At 65.4% G+C, this 24,041-nt stretch carries 21 protein-coding genes; 6 read left to right on the forward strand and 15 right to left on the reverse strand.

The features are described from left to right. Window positions 1-51: 51 nt before the first annotated feature. The 4 genes from JOE66_RS17665 to JOE66_RS11340 form a co-directional block, all read right to left on the reverse strand. Window positions 52-1,614: a ComEC/Rec2 family competence protein gene (locus tag JOE66_RS17665; protein WP_205109521.1), complete on the reverse strand. Its 1,563-nt coding sequence runs from the start codon at window positions 1,612-1,614 to the stop codon at window positions 52-54. Window positions 1,615-1,617: 3 nt separating this feature from the next. Next, window positions 1,618-2,565: a ComEA family DNA-binding protein gene (locus JOE66_RS11330; RefSeq protein WP_239518290.1), complete on the reverse strand. Its 948-nt coding sequence runs from the start codon at window positions 2,563-2,565 to the stop codon at window positions 1,618-1,620. A 63-nt stretch (window positions 2,566-2,628) separates the two neighbouring features. Continuing rightward, window positions 2,629-5,184: a leucine--tRNA ligase gene (leuS, locus tag JOE66_RS11335; protein ID WP_205111912.1), complete on the reverse strand. Its 2,556-nt coding sequence runs from the start codon at window positions 5,182-5,184 to the stop codon at window positions 2,629-2,631. A 122-nt stretch (window positions 5,185-5,306) separates the two neighbouring features. Continuing rightward, entirely contained in the window at window positions 5,307-6,755 is a 1,449-nt protein-coding gene (locus JOE66_RS11340) for an anthranilate synthase component I family protein (protein WP_205109523.1), read from the reverse strand. A 182-nt stretch (window positions 6,756-6,937) separates the two neighbouring features. Between JOE66_RS11340 and JOE66_RS11345 the strand changes: the two genes are divergently transcribed. The 3 genes from JOE66_RS11345 (at window position 6,938) to JOE66_RS11355 (ending at window position 8,431) form a co-directional block, all read left to right on the forward strand. Then, window positions 6,938-7,177, forward strand: a complete 240-nt coding sequence (locus JOE66_RS11345) for a type II toxin-antitoxin system Phd/YefM family antitoxin (RefSeq protein ID WP_239518292.1) — start codon at window positions 6,938-6,940, stop codon at window positions 7,175-7,177. Next, window positions 7,174-7,434, forward strand: coding sequence for a type II toxin-antitoxin system RelE family toxin (locus tag JOE66_RS11350; protein WP_205109527.1), 261 nt, complete (start codon window positions 7,174-7,176; stop codon window positions 7,432-7,434). The genes JOE66_RS11345 and JOE66_RS11350 overlap by 4 nt, the downstream gene beginning before the upstream one ends. Window positions 7,435-7,567: 133 nt before the next feature. After that, window positions 7,568-8,431 (forward strand): aminotransferase class IV, encoded by an 864-nt coding sequence (locus JOE66_RS11355; protein WP_205109529.1) that lies wholly within the window; start codon window positions 7,568-7,570, stop codon window positions 8,429-8,431. A 76-nt stretch (window positions 8,432-8,507) separates the two neighbouring features. On the opposite strand, the gene JOE66_RS11360 is transcribed toward JOE66_RS11355, so the two are convergent. From JOE66_RS11360 to JOE66_RS11385, 6 genes are all read right to left on the reverse strand, one after another. Continuing rightward, window positions 8,508-9,935 carry a diguanylate cyclase domain-containing protein gene (locus JOE66_RS11360; RefSeq protein WP_205109531.1) on the reverse strand — a complete coding sequence of 476 codons (1,428 nt, stop codon included), beginning with the start codon at window positions 9,933-9,935 and terminating at the stop codon, window positions 8,508-8,510. Between the two features lie 10 nt (window positions 9,936-9,945). After that, window positions 9,946-10,767 (reverse strand): alpha/beta fold hydrolase, encoded by an 822-nt coding sequence (locus tag JOE66_RS11365; RefSeq protein WP_307827169.1) that lies wholly within the window; start codon window positions 10,765-10,767, stop codon window positions 9,946-9,948. Between the two features lie 102 nt (window positions 10,768-10,869). Continuing rightward, on the reverse strand, window positions 10,870-12,636 hold the full coding sequence (gene cydC / locus JOE66_RS11370) for a thiol reductant ABC exporter subunit CydC (protein ID WP_205109533.1): 1,767 nt from the start codon (window positions 12,634-12,636) through the stop codon (window positions 10,870-10,872). 1 nt (window position 12,637) lies between these two features. After that, on the reverse strand, window positions 12,638-14,431 hold the full coding sequence (gene cydD, locus JOE66_RS11375; RefSeq protein WP_205109535.1) for a thiol reductant ABC exporter subunit CydD: 1,794 nt from the start codon (window positions 14,429-14,431) through the stop codon (window positions 12,638-12,640). Then, complete coding sequence (cydB, locus tag JOE66_RS11380) at window positions 14,428-15,507, reverse strand: cytochrome d ubiquinol oxidase subunit II (RefSeq protein ID WP_205109537.1); 1,080 nt, start codon at window positions 15,505-15,507, stop codon at window positions 14,428-14,430. The genes cydD and cydB overlap by 4 nt, the downstream gene beginning before the upstream one ends. A 14-nt stretch (window positions 15,508-15,521) precedes the next feature. After that, window positions 15,522-16,934 (reverse strand): cytochrome ubiquinol oxidase subunit I, encoded by a 1,413-nt coding sequence (locus tag JOE66_RS11385; protein ID WP_205109539.1) that lies wholly within the window; start codon window positions 16,932-16,934, stop codon window positions 15,522-15,524. Window positions 16,935-17,080: 146 nt separating this feature from the next. Here JOE66_RS11385 and JOE66_RS11390 point away from each other — a divergent pair, with 146 nt between their 5' ends. Beyond that, window positions 17,081-17,479 (forward strand): BlaI/MecI/CopY family transcriptional regulator, encoded by a 399-nt coding sequence (locus tag JOE66_RS11390; RefSeq protein ID WP_205109541.1) that lies wholly within the window; start codon window positions 17,081-17,083, stop codon window positions 17,477-17,479. Window positions 17,480-17,551: 72 nt separating this feature from the next. After that, window positions 17,552-18,502, forward strand: a complete 951-nt coding sequence (locus JOE66_RS11395) for a M56 family metallopeptidase (protein WP_307827171.1) — start codon at window positions 17,552-17,554, stop codon at window positions 18,500-18,502. A 101-nt stretch (window positions 18,503-18,603) separates the two neighbouring features. On the opposite strand, the gene JOE66_RS11400 is transcribed toward JOE66_RS11395, so the two are convergent. From JOE66_RS11400 to JOE66_RS11420, 5 genes are all read right to left on the reverse strand, one after another. Next, on the reverse strand, window positions 18,604-19,536 hold the full coding sequence (locus tag JOE66_RS11400) for an ABC transporter substrate-binding protein (protein WP_205109543.1): 933 nt from the start codon (window positions 19,534-19,536) through the stop codon (window positions 18,604-18,606). 2 nt (window positions 19,537-19,538) lie between these two features. Next, complete coding sequence (locus JOE66_RS11405; RefSeq protein WP_205109546.1) at window positions 19,539-20,276, reverse strand: ABC transporter permease; 738 nt, start codon at window positions 20,274-20,276, stop codon at window positions 19,539-19,541. A gap of 4 nt (window positions 20,277-20,280) precedes the next feature. Next, entirely contained in the window at window positions 20,281-20,979 is a 699-nt protein-coding gene (locus JOE66_RS11410; RefSeq protein ID WP_205111919.1) for an ABC transporter permease, read from the reverse strand. 94 nt (window positions 20,980-21,073) lie between these two features. Then, complete coding sequence (locus JOE66_RS11415) at window positions 21,074-21,886, reverse strand: ABC transporter ATP-binding protein (protein WP_205109548.1); 813 nt, start codon at window positions 21,884-21,886, stop codon at window positions 21,074-21,076. A 182-nt stretch (window positions 21,887-22,068) separates the two neighbouring features. Next, window positions 22,069-22,716, reverse strand: coding sequence for a TetR/AcrR family transcriptional regulator (locus tag JOE66_RS11420; protein ID WP_307827172.1), 648 nt, complete (start codon window positions 22,714-22,716; stop codon window positions 22,069-22,071). 262 nt (window positions 22,717-22,978) lie between these two features. Between JOE66_RS11420 and JOE66_RS11425 the strand changes: the two genes are divergently transcribed. Then, window positions 22,979-24,040, forward strand: a complete 1,062-nt coding sequence (locus JOE66_RS11425) for an App1 family protein phosphatidate phosphatase (protein ID WP_372435513.1) — start codon at window positions 22,979-22,981, stop codon at window positions 24,038-24,040. Window position 24,041: the final 1 nt, after the last annotated feature.

Below are 24,041 nucleotides of genomic sequence, written 5' to 3' on the forward strand. Positions count from 1 at the left end.
GATTCCCGTGCCGCTCGGCGTGCTGGTTTCGACGCGAACCGCGGGACGGAATCATGAGTTCTCGTCTGCCTCTCGCTGCGGATCGCGCAGGAACAATGCGATGAGCGCCGCGGCTGTGACGAGGATCACCAGCGCTGACCCCGGTGCACCGCCTGGCCAGGGAAGGGTCGCGCCGGGAAGATCAGCGAAGAAGGTGGCGACACCGGCGATCCACGAGGCCGGCACCCACGTCAGCCACGCCCCGGCACTGGCCAGCGACGGCACCACTGCGCCCGCCACGCAGGAGATCAGTCCGACCACCGTTGCGACGGGAGCTGCTGGCTCCGCAAGCAGGTTCGCGACCACGCTGTAGGTCGAAATGCTGGGCGAAAGCAGAACCAGTACAGGCTGGCACGCGAGCTGCGCAGCGAGAGGCACCGCGATGATGAGGGAGATGCCGGAGGGAAACCAGCGCGAGAGGAGCGTGTGCAGCGGCCTGGTCAGCAGAAGAAGTCCGCCCGTGGCCAGGACGGAGAGCGCCAGTCCGTAGCTTCGCGAGAGCCACGGGTCGGCCACGAGCATGACGATGCAGGCGAGCGCCAGTGCCGGCAGGGCACGTGGTGTTCTGCCCGAGGCCAGCGTGAGGAGTACGATCGTCGCCATGACGGCCGCGCGGAGCACGCTGGGCGAGGGAGTGACGAGAACCACGAATGCGGCCATCACGATGAGGCAGAGCACTATGCGCCATCGGCGGGACAGACGGATGGCCCCGCCCAGCAGCATGATCGCGGCGACGACGATGGCACAGTTCGCCCCGGAGACAGCGGTCAGGTGACTGAGACCGCTCGTGATCATGCTCGAATTGAGTTCGTCGCTCACCAGGCTCACGTCGCCGATGGCCAGGCCCGGTACGAGTTGGGCTCCAGCCCCAGGCAGCACAGCCGCACTCCGGCGAAAGGAGTCACGGAGCCGATTCGCCCAGTCGAGATACCAGGGCGGCTGCACGAGCATCGTCGGCACACCTTCAGCGAAGAACAGGGCGGCCACACTCTCGCCCGGGCCAGTCTCCTGCAGCTTTCCCGTCAGCCCGAGTTGGGTACCGATCGAGACCGGAGGGGCTGAGGCCGACCTCAGGAAGACGAGCACGGGCATCTGAAGTTCGATGCGCTGGGTCGCTGTCTTCAGCAGTGTGGCCGTCGCCGAGAACCGACTGGACTGCTCGACGCCCGTGAACCCCTGGCTCTCTGCCTGTACCGGCACCGAGTCGACCGTCACGGTGACCGAGACGCTGTGGCCGACCAGCCGGGAAACGTCGGCCGGGAACCGCGTCGGCAGGTGCGCGGCAACAGAGACGCAGACGAGCGCACCCGCAGCCGCGACTACTGCCACAGTGGATGCCACGGAGCGGAGGTGACTGCGATCGTTGTGCGTCGCGCCGAGCACCGAGACAACGGCCGCTGCAATTGTGAACGCTGCGCCTGCCGCGACAGGGAGCACCTCGGCCGCCGCTGGTGTGGGCAGGCCGACAGTAAGAGCTGCGACAATCCAGCAGACTGCAGCGGGCAACACAAGGCGAAGATCGACGCGAGCAGAAGCGCCTCCCTCGTCGACTCCAGGAGCTGCCGTGGCGGTCACAATTCAGACCGTGACCAAGGGTTGAAGCTCGGCGAACGTCTTGTCGCCGATGCCGGACACATTCTTCAGATCTTCCACCTGCGTGAAGGGGCCGTTCTCCGACCGCCAGGCGATGATGCGCTGGGCAAGAGCGGGCCCCACGTGAGGCAGAGTCTCGAGCGCGCCCTGGTCGGCAGCGTTGAGATTCACCGGCTGCAAAGGAAGTGCTTTTGCTCCCGTTGGTGAATTTGAAGCTCCACCAGCGGCCTGCAAGGCAGCTCCCGCCGCGACTGAGCCGAGTGCAGGGGACGCACCTCGTTCAGGAATGACGATCTGTTCGCCATCTTTGACGACCCGCGCCAGGTTCTGCTGGCCCTGGTCGGCCTCCGGTGTGAAACCGCCTGCTGCAGCGACCGCATCGACGACGCGGTCGCCGACAGGCAATTCGTAGAGACCCGGTCTGGTCACGGCGCCGAGCACGTGGACGAGGATGACCGCACCGGGCACCCCGCTCGCAGGCACCGCGCCCCTATTGGCTGCTGCAGAACCGCCAGAGCCACCTTCGCCAGCAGCACTCCCTGCTGGAAGCGCCGTCGGAGGGACCGTGGCGTCACGCGCACCAGACGCTTCCTGCGAGGCCGTCGACGACTCAGGCCCTGGCCCGTCGGCCACCGGAGCTGACGCGGCGGCCGGATGTGTCACGCCGGACGACGAGAGTGAAATCGTGTCAGTTCGACCGCGCGGACTGAACATCGAGACGAGCACGGCACACGCCAGCGCCCCGAGAACGAGAACCACAGCAGCCGAGACACCCACCCTCAGGCGAGACCGGGGAGCAGCGCGTTTCGCTGAAGTGGGGGTATCGGCAACGCGGGTACCGGCAACGGTGGTCTCTGCGGCGCGGGTTGCTGATGAACGCCTGGTTGCAGGCGTCGCGCCGTGCGGCTCTGGGAGAGAAGGTCGAGGGGTCATACCCCGACGCTACGAACGAGGAAGGGCCGAGCATCCGCTTGGCCCTTAATCTGTGGAGAACTTCTAGCTGGCCTGCCGTGTGGCAATGTTGACGACCCGAGGGGCGCGAACGATGACGTTCACGATCTCCCGGTCGCCGAGGAACCGCGCCACGGCAGCCGAACCACGCGCCAGCTTCTCGAGGTCGGACGACGAGATCTTCGGCGACACCTCGAGCCGGTCGCGCACCTTGCCGTCGACCTGGACGACGGCGGTGACAGACTCCTCGGTGAGCAGAGCCGGGTCTGCGCCCCGCCAGTTGTAGCTCGAGATGGAAGCCGGGTACCCCAGGCGCTGCCACATGTCTTCTGCGGTGTAGGGCGCGAAGAGCGAAAGCCCGAGGGCGATCGTCTCGACGGCCTCGCGCACAGCAGGGTCTGCGCCGCCGGGCCCGCTGTCGATGGCCTTGCGGGCAGCGTTGACGAGTTCCATGATTCGGGCGACGACCACGTTGAACTTGAACGCCTCGACGAGCCCGGGGGCCTCAGCGAGGAAGCGGTGGGTGATGCGGCGCAAGGCGATATCACCGTCGCGCCAATTGACCTCTGGCACGCTCGTCACGTCGCCCGAGAGCCGCCAGGCACGCGCCAGGAACTTCGACGACGCTGCCGGCGACACGTCAGCCCAGTCGATGTCGTCTTCGGGCGGCCCGGCGAACGCCATCGTCAGGCGGATCGCGTCGACACCGTGCTCGTCGAGCTGGTCGGAGAGTCGAACCAGGTTGCCCTTCGACTTCGACATCGCCGAGCCGTCCATCAGCACCATGCCCTGGTTCAGCAGCGCGCTGAACGGCTCGGTGAACGACACATACCCCAGGTCGAAGAGCACTTTCGTGATGAACCGGGCGTACAACAGGTGCAGGATCGCGTGCGTCACGCCGCCGACGTACTGGTCGACGGGTGCCCACTTGTCGACCTCACGCGGGTCGAAGGCCTTCGTGTCGTCGTTCGGAGACAGGAAGCGCAGAAAATACCACGAGCTGTCGACAAAGGTGTCCATCGTGTCGGCGTCTCGCAGGGCGGGCGAGCCGTCGCGAGGGTCTGGCACATTCACCCAGTCGGTGGCAGCACCGAGTGGCGACGTGCCCTTCGGCTGCAGGTTCAGGCCCTCGGTGGGTGGCAACAGCACGGGAAGTTGGTCTTCTGGCACCGGTATCTCGGCGCCGTCAGCACCGTGGATGATCGGGATCGGCGTGCCCCAATACCGCTGGCGTGAGATCAGCCAATCCCGCAGGCGGTAGTTCTTCGCCGCGCGCCCTGTTCCGGCGGCCTCGAGCTGCTCGGTGACCCGCGCGATGGCCTTGTTCTTGCTGAGCCCATCGAGCGGCCCGGAATTGATGAGCCTGCCGTCGCCGGTCAGCGCCCTACCCGTTGAGAACGGGTCGAGCGGTGGCAGATCATCCGGAAGCTCGCCGTCGATCAGCACGGGGATCGCCCCGGTGACCGGCTGGTTGGTGTCGAGAACCACACGAACGGGCAAACCGAACGCACGCGCGAAGTCGAGGTCGCGCTGGTCGTGCGCGGGAACCGCCATGACGGCACCGGTTCCGTAGTCGGCGAGAACGTAGTCGGCGGCCCAGATGGGGAGTCGCTCGCCGCTCACCGGGTTCACGGCATAACGCTCGAGGAACACCCCCGTCTTCGGCCGGTCGGTGGCCTGGCGTTCGAGTTCTGTGCTCTTCTGCACCTCGGTCAGGTACGCAGTGAAGGCATCTCGGGCCGCCCCAGACACCGCAGGGTCGGCGACCAGCTCAGCGGCCAGCTCGCTCTCGGGCGCGATCACCATGAAGGTGGCCCCGTAAAGGGTGTCTGGGCGAGTGGTGAAGACCGTGACAGGTGCCTCGCGGCCCTCGATGGCGAAGTCGACCTCAGCGCCGATCGAGCGGCCGATCCAGTTGCGCTGCATGCTGATGACCTTGGACGGCCACGTGCCCTCGAGCTGCTTGAGGTCGTCGAGGAGGCGGTCGGCGTAGTCGGTGATCTTGAAGTACCACTGGGTCAGCTTCTTCTTGACGACAACGGCACCGCTGCGTTCTGAAGTGCCGTCGGGCAGCACCTGCTCGTTGGCCAGCACGGTCTGGTCCACCGGGTCCCAGTTGACCCAGCTCGACTTGCGGTACGCCAAGCCCTTCTTGTACAGCTCGAGGAACAGCCACTGGTTCCACTTGTAATATTCGGGGTCACTGGTGTGCAGCACCCGCGACCAGTCGAACGAGGCGGCATAGCGCCTCATACTCGACTTCTGCTGGTCGATGTTCTCGTAGGTCCACACGCGCGGGTCGATCTGGCGCTTGATGGCCGCGTTCTCCGCGGGCAGGCCAAATGAGTCCCAACCGATCGGGTGCAGCACATTGAAACCCTGGTGGCGCCAGTATCTCGAGATGACATCGCCGAGTGCGTAGGCCTCCGCGTGCCCCATGTGAAGGTCGCCAGAGGGGTAGGGGAACATGTCGAGAACGTACTTGCGCGGGCGCTTGTCGTTCTCGAGATCGGTGCGGAACGGCTCCATCTCATCCCACACCGGAAGCCATTTGTTCTGAATCGCTTCGAAGTCGTAACGCGCGGTCTCGTCGTCGCCGATGCTGGTGCTCGGCGCGTTCGCGTCTCGTTCGATGGTCACGTAGATCTCACTTCGTAAAGGGGGTGGCCGCCCGGGTGTCGGCCTGCGGAGGGCATCTCGCCAAACTCCACCCACCAACAGTACTAAACCTTGCGCGGCGAACGCCCAGAAGTCACCCCGAGCGCATCGAGCAGGGGTGCCGCCTTCACCACGATCTCCTCGAGCTCCTCCTCAGGCACCGACAATGCCGTGATTCCTCCTCCGGTCCCGATGGTGGCATTCGCCCCCTCGATCACAATGCTCCGGATGCTCATGGCCAGGTCGACGCGGCCGTCGAGCCCGAAATAGCCGAACGCTCCTGCATAGATTCCCCGGGGGCCCTGCTCCAGATGCTCCAGGATCGCCATAGCACTTGCCTTCGGCGCTCCCGTCATCGACCCCGCCGGAAAGCACGCTTCGACGGCGTCGATGCCCGTCTTGCCGTCTGCCAGTTCTGCCGTCACAGTGCTGACCAATTGGTGCACGTTGCTGTACGTCTCGACATCGAACAGGGTCGGCACTCGCACACTGCCGGTTCGGGCGACTTTGGCCAGGTCATTACGCATCAGGTCAACGATCATCACATTCTCGGCGCGCTCCTTCTCACTGCCGAGCAGCTCGTCGCGCAATTCGCGATCGCGGGCGGGCGTCACTCCACGGGGGCGGGTGCCCTTGATCGGTCGTGTCGTGACCAGACCGCTCGTCGTCAGGACCAGGAACTGCTCCGGCGAGGAACTGAGCAGTGCAGTGTCGCCGAAGCGGAGATACCCTCCGTGGTGCGAGGGGTTGATGGCCCTGAGGCGTTCGTACAGCCCCAGAGGGTCGTCGGAATCCCGATTGCCGAGTGTGACGCTGATCTGGTTCGTGAGGCACAGTTGGTAGGCCTCGCCGTCGGCGATCCGCGCCTGGCACTCAGAGATGAGGTGAAGGTACTCAGTGGAGCTGTGACGCCACCGGGCATCCATTCGCCCGTCTTTCAACGGCCCGTGCGTGGATGGTTGCATGGCTGTGGGCGATTGCCCGAGATTGATTGGCGACTCCCGTGCGGTCGATGCCTGGAGATCGAGGAGCGTGGCTGAGGTCGCATCGAACCAGTCGCTCACGGCTGAGGCGTGCGCATCGTCGGTGAGAGCGATCAGCGTCACTGAATGCAATGCGTGGTCGAAGGCCACGGCCCGGTCGATGAACATGAATTGCGAGCCTTCGATCTCATAGGCGAGCCACCCCACCCAACCGAGCCGAAATGCAGGGAGCCCCTCGGAGGCGGCGGTTCCTGCCAGGAGTGGAGCGATCTCCCCCACCGACGGCGTCACCATGAAACACGGTGGCCCCACCTCCTCCACAGCAGCACGCAGCGCGTCGAAAGTTCCGGCCCCGAAGGCCGACACCCGTTCGTGCCCACGGCCAGGTGCACCGATGTAGCTCGTGCCGACTTCGGCGTGTGCGCCGCTGTCAAGCCAGAATGAGGCCGGCTCGTCACGGTACAGGGCGGCGAAGGCAGCGGAAGGCTTTACCCACCCTTCGACCGTGCGACTGACAACCCGGCGTGACATCGTTCCAGCGTAGGGTGCGCGGCCGCAAGACGCGGAGTCTGAGCGTCGGCGGGCACGACGCCGTGCGGGAAAGTGGCCGGAAGAAGTTCGACCACAACCTGTGGATAACTCAACTTTGCCCCCGTGTTGTGCCATAATCGTACAAATCACAGAGATATTTGTACAATGGAGGCATGGTGACCATGAGTATCAGTTCGGCCCGCGAAAATCTGCAGGCTGCAGTCAGAACTGCCGAGACCGAGGCAGTGATTCTCGAACGGCACGGTACACCCGCGGCAGTACTCGTCAGCCCGGCACAGTACGACAAGATGCTCGACGCCCTCGAGGAAAAGGAAGACGTGGCGGCGTTCGATGCAGCGATGGCTGAGGAGGGTGACAGTATCCCCTGGAGTCAGGTCAAGGCAGACCTGGGCTGGGAGTGAGGGAGTACGACATCGAGTTCAGACCGACGGCAGCCAAGGCTCTGGCAAAGCTCGAACGCGATGTGCAACTGCGCCTCCGGGGCGTGCTGGCACTCCTCCGGACGGACCCGAGGCCTCCGTCGTCGCGAAAACTACAGGGTCGCGATGCCTATCGGGTGCGCTCCGGCGACTACCGGCTCATCTATACCATCGTCGACGAAGCACTTGTAGTCGTGGTCGTCACCGTCGGGCACCGGCGCGACGTCTACGAGCGCTGAGCGCGTTCCGACAGTGATCGGGCACCGACAGCGGTGCAGACCACGACGCGCCGAATGTATCACCCTCGCCTGACGAGAGCAGTGAGCAGGCATCGACGCGGCACCCGCAGCCGGGCGGTAGCGTGGAGGTCAAATGACACCAACAGAGGCGAGCGGGCCCACCGCGCCGGGAGAGCCACAGGAGCGGCGGTTTCTGTTTCGAGATGCCGCGCTCAGCCCGATAACGCCCGCGGCAGACGAGGGCGAACGCCTCCTGGTCGCCGACTCCTGGCTGGTGGTCGACGGCAGTGTTCGTGCACTCGACCTGCACCGGGAACGGTTCGCCACATCGGCGCTCGAGCAGGGCTTCTCGAACAGGGTCGTTCTCGACGGGTTCTGGCGTGCCGCCGTGGAGGCGATACCGCCCATTCATCGCTGGTTCCCACGGGTGGAGCTCAGCACCATCACGGCGTCTTCCCCTCACGCGAAACCCCGCTTCCAGCTCTCGCTGCTGATGAGGCTGGCTCCCCCGGCAACCCGATCGGCAGTGCTGCGAACTCACGACGGCGATGACCCGCGCAGCATCCCGGGCATCAAGGGGCCAGACCTGCACACCCTCACGGCACTCCGAAACCGGGCCAGAGCAGACGGGGTGGATGATCTGGTCATCCTCGATTCGGCCGGAACGGTCATTGACGGCACAACGACGGCGATTCTCTGGTGGCGCGGCGACGAACTGCATGTGCCACCCGCCACAGCCACCCGGGTGGACAGCGTCACAGCGCGGTCGATCGTTGTGCTGGCCCGGGCAACAGGCGTACCCGTCGTCGAGGAGGCCGCAACTCCAGCCGGCCTCGCGGGGGCCGAAGTGTGGGCGGTCAATGCCCTCTACGGCATCCGCACGGTAACCCGGTGGCAGGGTGTGTCAGAACGAACTCGGCTGACCGAGCCCACCGTGAACCCGGCCAGGGCCGAGCTGTGGCAACGCCGGCTCGACTCGCTCACCCGCCCGTTCTGATCCCCAGCGCGAGCACGACCGGGCGCGTTTGTCGACACATCGTTGGCCTCGACGAGACGCACGGTCGCCCGGACCTTCAGACCACAACGAGGGTGTGGCGGTCTTTGCCGCCGCGTTTGGATTCGTACATCGCCTCGTCGGCCAGGCGGATGAGAACATCGGCAGTCGCTGTGGCGTGGCCGTCGTCACTACCCCGATAGAGGCTGATGCCGATGCTCGCCGACAGCGGCAGACCGTGTGCGCTACCACCCAGAGGCGACCGGATGGCCTCCCCCACTCGCAACGCCACGCCCACTATGGAGTCCGCGTCGACGTCGTCGCACACGATGAGGAACTCGTCACCGCCCAGGCGCACCACCGTGTCGCCGAGGCGAACGGCATCCGTCAGACGCGACGACACCTCCCGCAGAACAAGATCTCCGCCCCGGTGTCCGAGTGCGTCGTTGATCGCCTTGAAGCCGTCGAGGTCGACGAAGAGCAGTCCGATCGCACGCCGACGGGAGTCGACGGGCTCCAGCACGCGGGCGAGCATGCCCTGGAGATAGAGCCTGTTCGGCAACCCGGTGAGGGCATCGTGGAGCGACTGGAACTGCATGAGTTGCTGCAGGGCGATCCGTTGCCGCACGACGACCGCCTGGTCGATGAGTGAACCGAGGACGTCGACCGTCTTGGGTTCGATCGTGCGTGGCCGACCGAAACCACAGAACAGGACACCCACCACCTCGGAACCATCGACGATGGGCAGGGCCATGAACGCCTCGATCCTGGCCAGCCGAAGCGCTTCGGCGCGAGCCCCGAAACGCTCGCGGATCTCCGACGCCGACGCGCAGCTGAGTGGCGTGCCGAGGCGCACGGTCTCCGCTTCGGGCGCGTCATCTGCCAGTGACAGCCGCTCGCTCGACGAACGGTCACCGAATGCGAGCACCAGCTCGCCGGGCCGGCCGCCCCCTTCTCCCGGATCCCCCACGAAGTACACACTCACCTGGGAGGCATCGGTGGCGGACCGCGCTGCTTCTGCCAACACTGACCCGAGTTCCTTCTCGGTTGCCGCCGCCGCGAACTGGGTTGCGGCCCGTTGAAGAATGCGAAGCCTGGCCTCCGAGGACTCAGCAGTCCTCCGGGCGCCCAGCAGTTCGCGCTCGTAGTTGCGCCGGCCCGTGGCGTCGAAGATCGCGAACCTGATCAGCGGTTCATCGGCCGCAGTGTCAACGACCGCATTGACGAACACCGACAAGATGGAACGGTCAGGTAGCAACAGGTCCAGCGCGACCTCCTGAACCCTGCCTTGCGAGCGCAACTCTGGCATCAGGCGGGTCTCGAAGAAGAGCTTGCTGCCATTGGCCAGCCGTCTCATCAAGTAGTCGCCCAGCACGTCGTCCCTCGACGCCGCAGCCATCTGCAGGAACGTGTCGTTGACCGCCGTCACGGTGCCGCTGGAATCGGTCGAGACCAGACCACAGGGTGCACGAAGAAACAGCTCGCGCCAGGCGTCGGTGTTGCTCATCGCCAGACGCTCACGGAGTGGTGTCGTGCAGGTAGCCCCGGATGGTCGCGTGGAGGGCCGCAGGATTCGACAGGTGCAGGTAGTGCCCGCCGTCAGCGAGAACCACGAGGGTGCTACCGGGGATCGTGTCTCTCAGATACTCGCCGACGACGACAGGGGCCACGAGGTCGTCGGCCGAATTCACAATCAGCGTCGGCACCGACAACTCACCCACATCATGCCGGTGGTCAGAGAGAAACGTGACCCTGGCGAAGTGCTCTGCCACAACAGGGTCGGCGTTCGCAAAACTCTCATTCAACTCGGCCGCCAGCTCCGGCCGCTCAGCATTGCCCATGAACACCGGGGCCATGGCGGACGCCCAGCCGAGGTAGTTGGCATCGAGGGAGTCGAGCAACGCATCGACATCGCCCGACTCGAACCCGCCGACATAACCCGTGTCATTGATGTACCGGGGTGACGGCCCCACGAGAACCAGCGCCCCGAACCGTTCCGGTTCGGCGATCGCCGCGATGACACCGATCATCGCGCCGACCGAGTGCCCGACGTACACCACGTCGTGAAGGTCGAGCGTGCGGATGATCTCCAGAAGGTCATCGGCGTACCCGTGGAGCGAGTCGTACTTGCTTCGCTCGTAGGCGTCCCTGTCCGATTCACCGGAGCCCACGTGGTCGAACAGCGCGACCCGATGGTCTGAAGCGAAGAGCGGCGCCACGAGCCGCCACATTCGCTGGCTCGTACCGTACCCGTGGGCGAAGATCATCGGCCGCGCCGATTCGTCTCCCGAGAGCGTCACATGATTACGGGTGAGCACACCGCTGGGTTCGGCGTTCACTGTGGCGCAATCGCAGGCGTCATGCCGACAAGCCTAATCTTCTTTCACCGGCTGCCGTGACGATCACAGCCCCCCATTTCGCGGGCGAGGGGTGGCTGCGATTCAGCTCGGGTCGGGCATCCGCAGCTGGGTGCCCACCAGCGCAGGCGCGATGTCCGCGTGCGAGATGAGAACCACAGATCGAGAGGGACCGGATGCTCGGAGCAGGTCGGTGATCAGCGCATCGGCCAGCTCGGCATCGACGTTGGCGGTGGGTTCGTCGAAGACGACGACAGGGAAGTCGGCCAGCAACACCCGCGCCAACGCCAGGCGTTGCGCCTGGCCGCCAGAGACCAGCGCGCCCCTCTCCCCGAGCTGTGCCCCGAGTCCACCGCGTTCGTCGACCCAGATCGAGAGCCCCACCCTGTCGAGCACGCGCAGCAACTCGTCGTCTGTCGCCTCCTCACGCGCGAAGAGCAGATTCTGCCGCAGCGAGGCATCGAAGAGGTGAGGATGCTGCTCGCAGAGCCCCACAAGAGAACGCAGCCGTTCGGGCGGGAGCCGCCGGGCATCCACGCCGTCGATGGTGAACGTGCCGGCCTCGAAGTCGAGGAAACGCACCAGCACGTGCGCCAGGCTGGTCTTCCCGGAGCCGCTCCGCCCGGTGACCTGCACACGATCGCCGGGCCGGATGACGAGGGAGACTCCGGCAAACGCGTCTGCCGTTCCACCGGGCCATCGGGCGGAGAGGCCGGAGAGTTCGATCGTCGGTGCCACCCCGGGCATCACGGCCGGGCGGATCGGTGCCTCCCCGGCGCGAAGCCCGAGCGAGGTTGCGACGAGGGTCTCGACGGGGATCTCGACAGGTACGACAGCAGGCACGGCCGTGGCGACACGCGCGGCGCTGACGGAGACCTGTCGGCAGGCGCCGACGGCCAGTGGAACCACTCCGAACACCTCGAAGACGGCGATCGGCACGAGGGCGAGCATGGCCAGGGTGGGGGCATCGATGAGCCCGTTCGCCGTTCCCGCTCCGAGAGCCGGAACGCCGTACGCCAGCGCGAGGAAGGTCGCCGCACCGCCGAGGAGCGACACCACGGCGGCCGTCGCGGCAGAACCCCGGGCTTTCGAAACGGCAACGGAAGTGAGCCGGCGCTCGGCCTGCTGGAGCGAGGCGAGCCGATCATCCACCGCCGAATAGGCCGTGAGCACGTCGAGTGCACCCACGAAGTCGAGGGTCTGGTCGGCAAAATCGGCGCGTACCGGTGAGAGCTCGCGGTCGGCCTGCGCAGCAGTGCGGGAGTTTGCCGCGGTCGCGAGCACGAATGCGAGCAGCAGGGTCACGGCGAGGGCCAGTCCAGCGGCAGGAAGCAGGATCCACACGCCGACCACGGCTGCCAGGCAGACGAGCACCGCAGTCAGCAGCGGCTGGAGCACACGCAGCGGGAGGTTCTGGAGCTCATCGACGTCGCCCACGAGCCGCGAGAGCAGGTCGCCACGACGGGTGTGCTTCAGGCCGTCGGGTGTAAGTGGCACGAGGCGTTCGTAGATGCCGACGCGCAGGTCTGCGAGCCCCCGGAACGCGGCATCGTGACTGGCCAGTCGTTCGAGGTAACGAAAAGTCGCCCGGCCGAGAGCCGCGGCCCTGACGCCCACGATCGCAGCAGACAGGAAGAGAATCGGCGGATGCTCGGCTGCACGGGTGATGAGCCACGCCGATGCCGCGAGAAGAGTGACCGCGGCCATCGCGCTCAGCAGGCCGAAGGCGAGCCCGGGCGCGAAGGCGCGCCAGCGGGGCTGTGCGAGGCGGAGGACCTCGGAGGTGCGTATTTCAGCATTCCTGTCGGCTGCCGTACCAGTGCGGAGCGGGGCGGTCGTGTCGGTGCCCATGTCAATTCCTCCTTGTCGAGGCGAGTGAGGCAACTGCGGCAGGCACAGTCGCGTCTCCGGGCCGGGCAACAGTCACGATCGCATCCGCGGCCGCACGAAAGGCGGCCCGGTGCGAGACGCAGATGACGATCATCCCGCGGCCTGCCAGTTCGCGGAGCCCGCGGAGAAGCTCGGCCTCGGTTTCGGCGTCGAGCGCTGAGCTGGGTTCGTCGAGCACGAGAACAGCGCAGCCGCGATCGAGGGCGCGGTAGATCGCCCGGGCCACGGAGACACGCTGGGACTGCCCGCCCGAGAGCCCGGCACCGTTGACGCCGAGGGCGGTGAGTGGATCGAGCTCACTCGCAGCCGCGAGGTCGAGAGCACGAGCAGCCAAGGCGGCGTCTGGCGTGCGAGCACCGAGCGTCACGTTCTCAGCGATGGTGCCGGCCAAGAGCTGCGAGCGTTGGCCACTCCACGCGACATCGTCGAGCTGGAGCGGCCGCGTGTTCTGGCCCAGCTCGCGCCCCGGGGCAAGAGCCCGAGCTGACTCGGGCTCGGGCTCGGGCTCGGGCTCTCGCCCTGGCGTGCCGAGCAGCCGGATGCTGCCCCGATGCTGCACGAATCCGAGCATCGCAGCAACGACCGTTGATTTGCCCGCACCGCTCGGGCCCGTGATCACTGTCAGCTCTCCCGCCCGGAACGTCGCGGCGAAATCGTGCAGCACGCGTACCTCACCGTACGAGACACCGAGGCCACTGATCTCGAGACCATCGAGGGCCGCGGCGCGGGTGCTTCTCTGCTCGAGGGCGCCAGGGAGCTCTCCCACTGATGTCACCGTCGCGCTGCCGATCGCGCCGCTGACAACGGGCGTGTCGAGAATTTCGAAGACCTCGTCTGTCGCCGCGATCCCGTCGGCTGCCGCGTGAAACTGTGCACCCACCTGGCGAAGCGGCAGGAACGCCTCAGGCGCGAGCATGAGCACGAAGAGCCCCACCCCGAGCCCGAGACTCCCGTCGACCAGCCGGAGCCCGACCGAGACGGCCAATAGGGCCACCGACAGGCTCGCCGCCAGCTCGAGCACAAAACCGCTCATGAACGAGAGCCGAAGCACCGACATGGTCGAGGTGCGGTAGTCGTCTGTGACACGTCTGATGCGTTCAGCCTGGCGCTTCTCCCTCCCGAAGATCTTCAGGGTCGACAGTCCCTCGACCACGTCGAGAAAGCCACTCGAGAGCCGGCCGAGCTTCTGCCACTGCGTCTTCTGCGCCGATTCAGTCGCCCGGCCGATCAGGATCATGAAGACCGGAACCAGGGGCAGCGTGAGCATCACGGTGAGCCCGCTGACCCAGTCCCCGGCGAACAGAACGGAGACCACCACGGGTGTCGCAATGACGGTCAGGATGAGCTGGGGCAGGTACTTCGAGAAATAGGTGTCGAGAGCATCCAGCCCCACCGTGACAACCGTCGACACGGTGACAGAGTTGCGCGACGAGAGCCAGGCAGACCCGAGCTGCGGCAGCTTCTCGAGCACCGAGCGGCGCAACTCACCCTTGACGACGGCTGCCGCTCGGGCTGAGATGTAGCCCATCAGCCAGATGACACCCGAACGCACCACGACGACGGCCGCAAGCGCGGCGAGCGAGCCGGTCAGTTGCGAAACAGACGCACCGCCGATCGCGGCGACGACCGTGGAGCTCACGAGCCAGGCGAATGCCACCGTGCATGCTGTCTGCACCAGCCCGAGCAGGCCGGCAACGACGAAGAAGCCTCGCGCTGACCGTGCGTAGCCGAGAAGTCGCCGGTCGACGGGTTTCACGTCAGGCTCGAGGCTGGGCCGCCCGCAGCCCCGAATCCACTGCCGCCACCGGTTGATTCGGCACTGCCCGCCTCCTCGTGCTCTCCCGTGATGGATGCCCGGCTGAGCCGCTTGCGGAACACCCAGTAGGTGAACCCCTGGTACAGCAGGATCAGCGGCACGAACACCACAGCCACCCAGCTCATGATCGTGAGCGTGTACGCCGACGATGACGCGTTCGACACGGTCAGGCTGTGCGCCGCGTCGTTCGTGGCCGGCAGAACGTCGGGGAAGAGCGAAGCGAACAGGCTGAGCACGGCAACGGCGATGGTGCTCGCCATGAGCGCAAACGACCAGCGCTCTGCTCCTCGCAGGTTCGCGAGGTACGCCGCGATGAGAGTGACTGCCGCGAACGCCGAGAGGATGCCCGACACGACGGTGCCGAACGACACCGTGGTCCAGACCAGGAAGGCAGCCGCGACCACGATCGTCAGAAGCCCCGCCCGCGAGGCGAGCGCACGAGCGCGTGCCCTGATGGGCCCGTCGGTCTTGAGGGAGATGAAGATCACGCCGTGGGTGAAGAACAGCAGCAGGGTCGTGACTCCGCCGAGGAGGGCGTACGGGGTGAACAGGTCGACAACGCTGCCGGTGAAGTTGAAACCCGCGTCAAGGGGCAGACCCCGCACGACATTGGCGAAGACCAGCCCCCAGAGGAATGCGGGAACGGCCGAGCCGATCACGATCATCCGGTCGAATCGCTTCTTCCATGCCAGCTCCGGCCTCTGGTGCCGGTACTCGAACGACACTCCGCGCAGGATGAGCGCCAGCAGTATCGCGAGAAAGACCAGGTAGAAGCCGCTGAACAGGGTTGCATACCACTCCGGGAACGCCGCGAACATCGTGGCACCGGCCACGATGACCCAGGTCTCGTTGAGATCCCAGATCGGCCCGATGGTGTTGATGACGAGGCGGCGGTCGGTGTCGTCGCGGCCGAGGAACGGCAGGGCCATGCCCACACCGAAGTCGAAACCGTCGAGCACGAAGTAGCCGATGAAGAAGAAGCCGACGAGGAAGAACCAGACGACTGCGAGATCCATGAGGTGCCGGCTTTCTAGTAGATCGTGGCTTCGTGGCGGATTTCGCCGGTGATGACGTCGGGAGCGGCCGGTTCGTCTGGCCCCTTCTGCACGGCCTTCTTGATGAGACGGAATTCGACGACGGCGAGCGTGCCGTAGATGAGCGTGAAGGCGACCAGCGAGATGAGCACTTCGAGGCCACTCGTGTTCGGCGAGACCGCGTCCTGTGTCTTGAGCAGGCTGAAGACGATCCAGGGCTGGCGCCCCATCTCGGTGAAGACCCAGCCGACGATCATCGCGGCCAGGGGAACCGGCATCGACCAGATGGCGACCTTCCAGATCCAGCGCTTCTTCGGGCTGCGGCCCTTGCGGGTCACCCAGAGGCCCACCACCGCGGTCGCCACCGAGATCGCCCCGAACAGGATCATGTACCTGAACGCCCAGTAGGTCACCCAGATGACCGGGGTGTAGTCGCCCGGGCCGTAGAGGCTCGTGTACTGGGCCTGCAGATCGTTGATGCCCTCGACCGTGCCGTCGAAGGTGTGCGTCGACAGGAACGACAGCAGGTAGGGAATGCGAATCGAGAAGAGTTCGCTGACGCCGTCGGGGGTGCCGAGGGTGAACAGCGAGAACGAGGCATTCGCTCCGGTCGAGGTGTTGTAGAGCGCCTCCGCCGCCGCCATCTTCATCGGCTGGGTCTGCACCATGGCCAGGCCCAGCTGGTCGCCCGACAGGAACGTCAGACCGCCCGCGATGACCATCATCCAGAGACCGAACTTCAGAGCCGGGCGCATCGTGTCGAGGTGCTGGTTGCGCGAGAGATGCCAGGCTGCGGCACTCACGATCAGGGCCGCCGTGACCATGAAGCAGGCGAAGATCGTGTGCGGGAAGGCGGCGAGGGCCACCTTGTTCGTGAGCAGTGCCCAGATGTCGGTCAATTCGGCCCGGCCCTTGGCGGCGTTGATCTCGTAGCCCACCGGGTTCTGCATGAAGGCATTCGCAGCGATGATGAAGTACGCCGAGAGGATGCTCGCCGCCGCCGTGACCCAGATCGTGGCCAGGTGCAGCTTTCGTGGCAGGCGGTCCCAGCCGAAGATCCACAGCCCGATGAACGTCGCCTCGAGGAAGAACGCCAGAAGACCTTCCAGTGCGAGCGGGGCGCCGAACACGTCTCCGACGAAACGCGAATAGTCAGACCAGTTCATGCCGAACTGGAACTCCTGCACGATGCCAGTGACGACGCCCATAGCGAAGTTGATCAGGAAGATCTTGCCGAAGAACCTCGTCAGCTGGAGATACGTGGCCTTGTCGGTTCGTACCCACGCGGTCTGGAAGATCGCTGCCGTGAGTGCCAGACCGATCGTGAGCGGCACGAACAGGAAGTGGTAGATCGTGGTGAGGCCGAACTGCCAGCGCGAGAGCAGAAGGGGGTCGAGCAGGTCGTTCACTGTGCTCCTCAAGGAGTGGCAAAGCAGGGAGATTCACCGGTCGCATCAAGGCTGTCCCCAGCTGGATGCGATAGTTCTACATTGTGTAGAATAACTGATTTCTACAGAGTGTAGAACAATTTTCTGAAAGGCAGTAACCTGTAGTCATGCCAACCCTCGGTGAACTTGAACGATCCATCATGGAGCGCCTGTGGGCAAGCGATGCCCCGGTGGCCGCAGCCGAGTTGCGCGACGAGCTCGCGCACAAGACGAGTGCGGGGAACGACCTTGCGCTGACCACGATGCTCACGGTTTTGTCCCGACTGGAGCGCAAGGGGTTCGTCGACCGCAACCGCAAGGTTCGCCCGCACCTCTACTACGCCGTGACGACCAGGGCAGACCACACGGCCGACCTCCTGCACCAGGTTCTGGGTGCAGAGCCCGACCGTGCCGCGGCTCTGGCGTACTTCGTCGGGCAGGTCACTCCGCAGGAGGCCGAGACGCTGCGACTGCTGCTCAGTGCACGCGCTGCTCAGAACGATGCCCAGGCGACACTCGAGGCCTGACCCGTCTTCCCCTGCGACGATGAACCACACAGGTGAGGCCGCCACACAGCTGAGTGCGGTTACGCTGGGCGCGTGCTAGTCGCGTCGATCATCCTCGCCATCGTGGCCATCCTTCTGGCGTGGCCCGTGCCCGTGATGCTGGCCGATGCTCACTGGCCGAGGCGCTCTCCCGGCGTAGCTCTCCTGATCTGGCAGTCGATCGCGATCGCCGGCGGGCTCTCGATGATCGGCTCCCTGCTCACGTTCGGGTTGATTCCCTTCAGTTCCAGCCTCATCCGGGGGCTGATGTTGCTCCCGCCGCTGGTCCTTGCCGGCCCACTGCCGCCTGGAACGGGAATCATCCACATCTTTGCGCTCAGCAGTGCCTTGCTTCTCACGGCGCACCTCCTTCTCAACCTGCTCGTGACCGCCGTGCGTTCCGAACGCCAGCGTCGCAGACACCGCTCGCTCGTCGAACTCCTGAGCACCCCTCTTCAGGGCCGGCCCGGAACCCACATCATCGACTCCCCTGCCCCCGTCGCGTACTGCCTGCCCGGGGCACGAACCGTGACCGTGTTGTCTGAGGGCCTGGTCTCGCTGCTCGACGCGGAGCAGCTCGAAGCGGTCATCGCGCACGAACGTGCCCACCTGCGCCAGCAGCACCATCTCGTGCTTCTCGCCTTCCAGTCGTGGCGAAGCGCGCTGCCCTGGTTTCCCATTGCCACCCGAGCCCAGGCTGCCGTCTCGCTGCTCGTCGAACTCCTCGCCGACGACGAGAGCCGGCGCAGCACTGATGACCTCACTCTGGCGCTCGCGATTTCGCTCGTCGGCTCGGCTGAGACGAACACCATCGTGGCGCAGCCCCTGGCCGAAGCCGTCGCCGGCTCCGGGAGCGAGCACCTCGTCGGCCTGAGCGCGGTCTCAGTGAGGGTCGATCGGCTCGTGCACCCCGAGCCGCAGCTCCCCCTGGCCGCGCGCGGCGTGATCGTGGTCGTGACCCTCCTGCTGCTCGCCATTCCCGCGGCCCTGCTCCTCGCCTCGTAGCGGAGCACGAACGAGAGAGAGCCGGTCGGGCTCCCCGCTGACGAGGAATCCGACCGGCTCCGGGTCAGCTCAGTGCACCCGAGGGGTGCGGTCGCTGTCTATCAGAACAGTTTCGCGTTGGCGAGCCACGCCTTGGCAATGTCGGCAGACGACTTCTGGTCGACCGTCGACTGGCCATTCATGGCCACGAGGTCGGCCGTCGTCAGCGCAGCACTCACCTTGTTGATGATCTGGGTCACCTGCGGGGTTGCGGTGTCCTTATTGATCAGCGGCACGACGTTCGAAGCGAGGAACAGGTGCTTCGGGTCGCTCAGCGTCACGAGGTTGTTCGAACCGATGCTCGGGTCAGCGCTGTAGATGTTGGCCACCTGGATCGTGTTGTCCAGAAGCGCTTTCAGGGTCAGTGGGCCTGCGGAGTCGTCGATCGGTGTGAAGCCCACCGTGACGCCGTAGGTGCTCAGCAGTCCGGGAGGCCCGTAGGGGCGGGTTGCCAGCTCGGCGTTTCCACCGAGAGTGACACCCGAGACCTTGGCGAGGTCACCGATGCTCGAGACGCCGTTCGCGTCAGCGAATGCCTTCGTGACGTTGTACGAATCCTGGTCGGCCGCCTGCGACTGGTCGAGAACCGTGAGGTTCGCCGGAAGAGCGGTCTTCAACGCAGCGAAGACATCGTCGGCGCTGGTTGCCGTCGTCGTCTTGTCGAAGAACTGGAGCAGGTTGCCCGTGTATTCGGGAAACAGCGTCACTTCGCCGCTCTGCAGAGCAGGCAGGTAGGCGTCGCGCTGGCCGATGTTGAACTTGCGGGTCACCGTCAGGCCATTGGCCTCAAGTGCCTGAGAGTAGATCTCCGCAATGATCTCGTTCGAGTAGTACGACTGCGACCCGACCACGATGGCTCCGGCGGATGCGCTTGCCGACGATGTCGAGCCCAGAGGGCTACTGCTCCCCGACGCGCACCCTGCCAGCGCGACGGCCGCGCTGACCGCGATAACGCCGAGTGCGGCGATACGGCCTTTCTTCAATGCTGTGAACATTCTCATTTCCCTTCTCGGATGGAATTACCCACCACCGTGCGCGGTCTGGTTGACCTCGCGCGGACATCTGTGACTCGTCCCGCGGCGACACCGCGTGGTACGACCAACCTCTGCACCAGCGCGAATATGCCCTCGAGCGCCAATGCGAGCACGGTCACGATGATGGACGCGCCCAGGAGCTCGGCATAGTTGCGCGTCTTGAGACCCTCGTTGATGAACACGCCGAGTGCGCCACCCGTGGCGAAGTACGCCAGCGTAGCCGTGGCGACGACCTGCAGGATGCCCGACCGGAGCCCCCCGATGAGCAGGGGAAGTCCCAGCGGCAGCTCCACCTTCGTGAGTACCTGCCATTCGGTCATACCCATGGCGCGGGCCGCGTCGACCGTTCGTTTGTCGACGGCCTCGACGCCCGCATAGGCCCCGGCCAGCACCGGTGGAATCGCCAGGATCACGAAGGTCAGGAGCGGTGCTTTGAACCCGATTCCGATCCCGAGTGCGAAGATGATGAGCAGTCCGAGGCTCGGAAGGGCACGCAGGCCGCCAGACAGCGAGACGGCCACGTCACGCCCGCGACCCGTGTGGCCGATGAGAAGGCCGATCGGCACGGCGATGACCGCGCCGATGGCGACCGCCCCGAAGGTATAGGCCAGTTGTTCGGCGAGGCGCTGGGGGATGCCGCCAGGCCCAGCCGAATTCGCGGGGTCGAAGATCCAGGCGATTCCCTGGAGGAAGAGATCCATCGGTTCAGGCACCGCCCGCTGTCACGGCGCCGACGACGGCCCGTTCACGCGCCCTCGCGTTGACCTTGGGGTCAGCGCGGTTCCACGGCATGAGAAGGCGACCGGCCAGCACCAGAATGATGTCGAAGACCACCGCGATGACGAGTGTCGCAACGATACCGCTCGCGACCTCGGCGACAATGTTGCGCTGGAGCCCGTTGAGGAACAGGTAGCCGAGGCTCGAGACGCCGATGACCGAACCGATGCTGACGAGGCTCACGGTGCTCACCGAGACGACTCGGAGCCCAGCGAGAAGAACGGGCCCCGCCAGCGGGAACTCGACGTGCCAGAAGCGACCCCAGGTCGAGTACCCCATGGCCGTGGCTGCCTGCGTCACGCCGGGATCGACGGCCGCCAGTGCGTCTGCGACGGAACGCACCATGAGCGCAACGGCGTAGATCGTCAACCCGACGACGACATTGACCGGGTCGAGAATGCCGGTCCCGAGGAGGGCAGGAAGGGCGATGAAGAGCGGCAGCGATGGAATCGTGTAGAGAAGTCCGCTCACGGTGAGCAGAATGCCCCGCGAGGCGTGATAGCGGTTGGCAAGCCAGCCGAGGGGAATGGAGATGATGAGGCCCAGGATGATCGGCGGAACCGCCAGGGCGATATGGTCGAGCGTCAGCCCCCAGATGAGTCCGAAATTGTTGGCCACCCAGTTCACGTCAACCCCCGCCTGAACGCGGCCCAGCTCTGCACGAGTCCTTCTGAACGCCGTCGGCTCAGTCTGTCGGAGGTCACCCTCGTTGCCTGAATTCTCATGACTGAAGCACTCCGGTGGGGCGTCCGTCTGCATCGATGACCACGTTGCGGCCGTTCACGACCTCGACACGCAGGGCACGCCGTCCACGGTCAGCGCCGATGAACGTGGCAACGAAATCGCTGGCGGGGTTCGACAGGATCTCGGCCGGGGTGCCGGCCTGGGCGATGCGCCCGCCCTTCTCCAGCAGCACGACCTGGTCGCCGAGCAGGAACGCCTCGTCGATGTCGTGGGTGACGAAGACGATCGTCTTCGCGAGCTCGCGCTGGATGCGAATGAGCTCCTGCTGGAGTTCGGCCCGCACGATCGGGTCGACTGCCCCGAACGGTTCGTCCATCAGGAGGATGTTGGGGTCTGCCGCCAGCCCGCGGGCGACTCCGACGCGCTGCTGCTGGCCACCCGAGAGTTGGCTCGGGTAGCGGTCTGCGAGCGATCGGTCAAGCCCGACGGTGTCGAGCAGGGCGAGAGCGTGCTGCCGGGCATCCGACTTCTTGACACCGTTGAGCAGCGGCACCGTCGCCACGTTGTCGACCACTTTGCGGTGTGGGAGGAGCCCGGAGTTCTGCATCACGTAGCCGATGCTGCGCCGGAGTTTCACAGGGTCGAGCGTGTAGATGCTCTCGCCGTCGATCTCGATCTCGCCGGAGGTCTTCTCGACCATACGGTTGATCATTCGCAGGAGCGTCGTCTTACCCGAACCCGAAGAACCGACGAGCACGGTGGTCTGGCGGGCGGGGATGACGAGACTGAAATCGTCGACCGCGACTGTTCCGTCAGCGAACTGCTTGGTGACCGTTCGAAACTCGATCATGCCGATGCCCATTCGTCGTTTGCGGTGTCGGCCAAGCAAAACATCTTTTTCAACGCATGGCAAAGGCATGCGCAGGGCCTTGACGAAATGTTACCGAAGGGGCGTTTCCGTTCGGCGAGATGCAGCAACCCGCTCCGCGCGGCGAGGCTCCTGTCCGGAATCGGCTCCGCGCCTGAAGCCGTCTACTTGCTCGGAGCCGACGACAGGTATCCGTGCACGATCGACCGCGCTTCGGCGATGATTCGCGCATCACCGGTCTTCTCTCCGATGAATGCACGGGTGACGAGGGAATCGCTCATGTTGACCGACATCTCGAGCCGGAGCGTGAGCTCGGCCGAACCCTTCACACCGAAATCCTGCGTGATGATCTCGGCGAACGCACTCGCGATGCGCTCTGAGCGGATGCCCTGGCTCTCGGTGTCGGGGTAGGAGACGAGATCGCCCAGGCGGATCGAGGTGAAGCCGACCTCGGTGCGATGCATTTCGACGTTGGTGTCGAATGCGACCATCATGAGGTCGATCCACGTTTCGGGCTTGTCGCGAAGGATGTTCTCCCGGGTCTGGCGCAGGAAGCGATCCATGCTGCGAAGACTGAGTGCCGAGAGCACAGCGATGCGATCGGGGAAGTAGCGATAGACGGTTCCGATCGAAGCGCCGGCCCTCTCGGCGACCATGGCCGTCGTCATACGTTCGACGCCCACCTCATCGACGACTTCCGCGGCAGCGTCCACGAGGGCCGAGATGCGCGTGGAACTGCGTACCTGGACCGGCTCGTTCCGTACGTTCACCATTTCGAGCAGGGTTTCGTCTATGAGCTTGCTGAGCGACACGTTTCTGCCATCCCCTTCGTTGTTACAAGTAACTCTCATGTTACTGACACTTCGCCTGAGTCGCGCTCAGTTTTATGGCGTGTGGGGAGTTTTCAGGTGCGTTTGCCAGCAAATTGAGAGCCATTTACTGCCGACTGTCGAACGACACTCCGTCATTGGTGCGTTTTGGTCACCTCGACGTGTCTTCCGCGCGGTCTGGCAGACTGAGGAAGTGCCAGACGAGTCGAATCCCCCCGTACGCCCAGCAGCAGACGCTGCCGGCGTGCACGCGAACGCCTTCTCGTCGGGTAAGGTCACGCCAGAGCTGATCCTGCACCGGGCCGCGCGCGTGGAAGACGCCATCCACGAGTTCCGGGAGAACCGCGCTCGCAAGAGGGGCTATCACACCACCGTGATCCCGTACACGGGTTACGGGTCGACGACCTGGATCCGGGTGCTCAGCCGGGTTCTGCTGACCCGTGACAGAAAGCCCCGGCGAAAGCTTCCCCTGATCGGCCGGCGCGACGAAATGGTGCGGGGGTGGCGGAGCTTTACCGCGGTACCGATCAACGACGTCGAAGTGACGGTGACGATCGACGGCGTCGTGCACCAAGTCTCGGCGGATCGCGGGGGCGTCGTCGATGCGAAGATCCCAGCGAATCTCGAACCCGGCTGGCACTCGATCACCCTGCAGGCCGAAGACTCCCAGATCGTCGAAGCGCCCATCTTCATCATCGATCCCGCAGCGAAGTTCGGCGTCGTCAGCGACATCGACGACACCGTGATGGTCACTGCCCTTCCCCGGCCGCTGCTTGCCGCGTGGAACACCTTCGTGCTCGACGAACACGCCCGCATGCCCACTCCCGGCATGGCGGTGCTGCTCGACAGGCTCTCAGCAGCCCACCCCGGCTCAGCGACGATCTACCTCTCCACGGGCGCCTGGAACGTCGCGCCCACCCTCACCCGCTTCCTCTCCCGAAATCTCTACCCCTCTGGCCCACTGCTCCTCACCGACTGGGGGCCGACCCACGACCGGCTCTTCCGCAGCGGCCGCGAGCACAAGCGCGACAATCTGCACCGCCTCGCCGAAGAGTTCCCCGCGACCAAATGGCTCCTCGTGGGCGACGACGGCCAGCACGACGAGGAGATCTACGGCGAGTTCGCCGAGCAGCACCCCGAGAGCGTCGCGGCCATCGCGATCAGGCAGCTCTCCCCCAGCGAGGCCGTCCTGGCAGGCGGGCGGTCGAAAGCAGAATCGCTCTCGGAACGATCCAGGGCGCACTGGATGTTCGCACCAGACGGATCCGGACTGGCCGCTCAGCTCACCCAGCTCGGCGTGCTCTGAC

The sequence above is a fragment of the Subtercola frigoramans genome, assembly GCF_016907385.1.
GTDB lineage: Bacteria > Actinomycetota > Actinomycetes > Actinomycetales > Microbacteriaceae > Subtercola > Subtercola frigoramans.

Excerpts from the sequence above, each read along its gene's own strand:
- cydC (WP_205109533.1), bottom strand. The coding sequence starts at position 12,636 with ATGGGCACCGACACGACCGCCCCGCTCCGCACTGGTACGGCAGCCGAC.
- JOE66_RS11340 (WP_205109523.1), bottom strand. The coding sequence starts at position 6,755 with ATGTCACGCCGGGTTGTCAGTCGCACGGTCGAAGGGTGGGTAAAGCCT.
- JOE66_RS11330 (WP_239518290.1), bottom strand. The coding sequence starts at position 2,565 with ATGACCCCTCGACCTTCTCTCCCAGAGCCGCACGGCGCGACGCCTGCA.
- JOE66_RS11355 (WP_205109529.1), top strand. The coding sequence starts at position 7,568 with ATGACACCAACAGAGGCGAGCGGGCCCACCGCGCCGGGAGAGCCACAG.
- JOE66_RS11360 (WP_205109531.1), bottom strand. The coding sequence starts at position 9,935 with ATGAGCAACACCGACGCCTGGCGCGAGCTGTTTCTTCGTGCACCCTGT.
- JOE66_RS11400 (WP_205109543.1), bottom strand. The coding sequence starts at position 19,536 with ATGTTCACAGCATTGAAGAAAGGCCGTATCGCCGCACTCGGCGTTATC.
- JOE66_RS11345 (WP_239518292.1), top strand. The coding sequence starts at position 6,938 with ATGAGTATCAGTTCGGCCCGCGAAAATCTGCAGGCTGCAGTCAGAACT.
- JOE66_RS11405 (WP_205109546.1), bottom strand. The coding sequence starts at position 20,276 with ATGGATCTCTTCCTCCAGGGAATCGCCTGGATCTTCGACCCCGCGAAT.
- JOE66_RS11415 (WP_205109548.1), bottom strand. The coding sequence starts at position 21,886 with ATGATCGAGTTTCGAACGGTCACCAAGCAGTTCGCTGACGGAACAGTC.
- cydB (WP_205109537.1), bottom strand. The coding sequence starts at position 15,507 with ATGGATCTCGCAGTCGTCTGGTTCTTCCTCGTCGGCTTCTTCTTCATC.
- JOE66_RS11390 (WP_205109541.1), top strand. The coding sequence starts at position 17,081 with ATGCCAACCCTCGGTGAACTTGAACGATCCATCATGGAGCGCCTGTGG.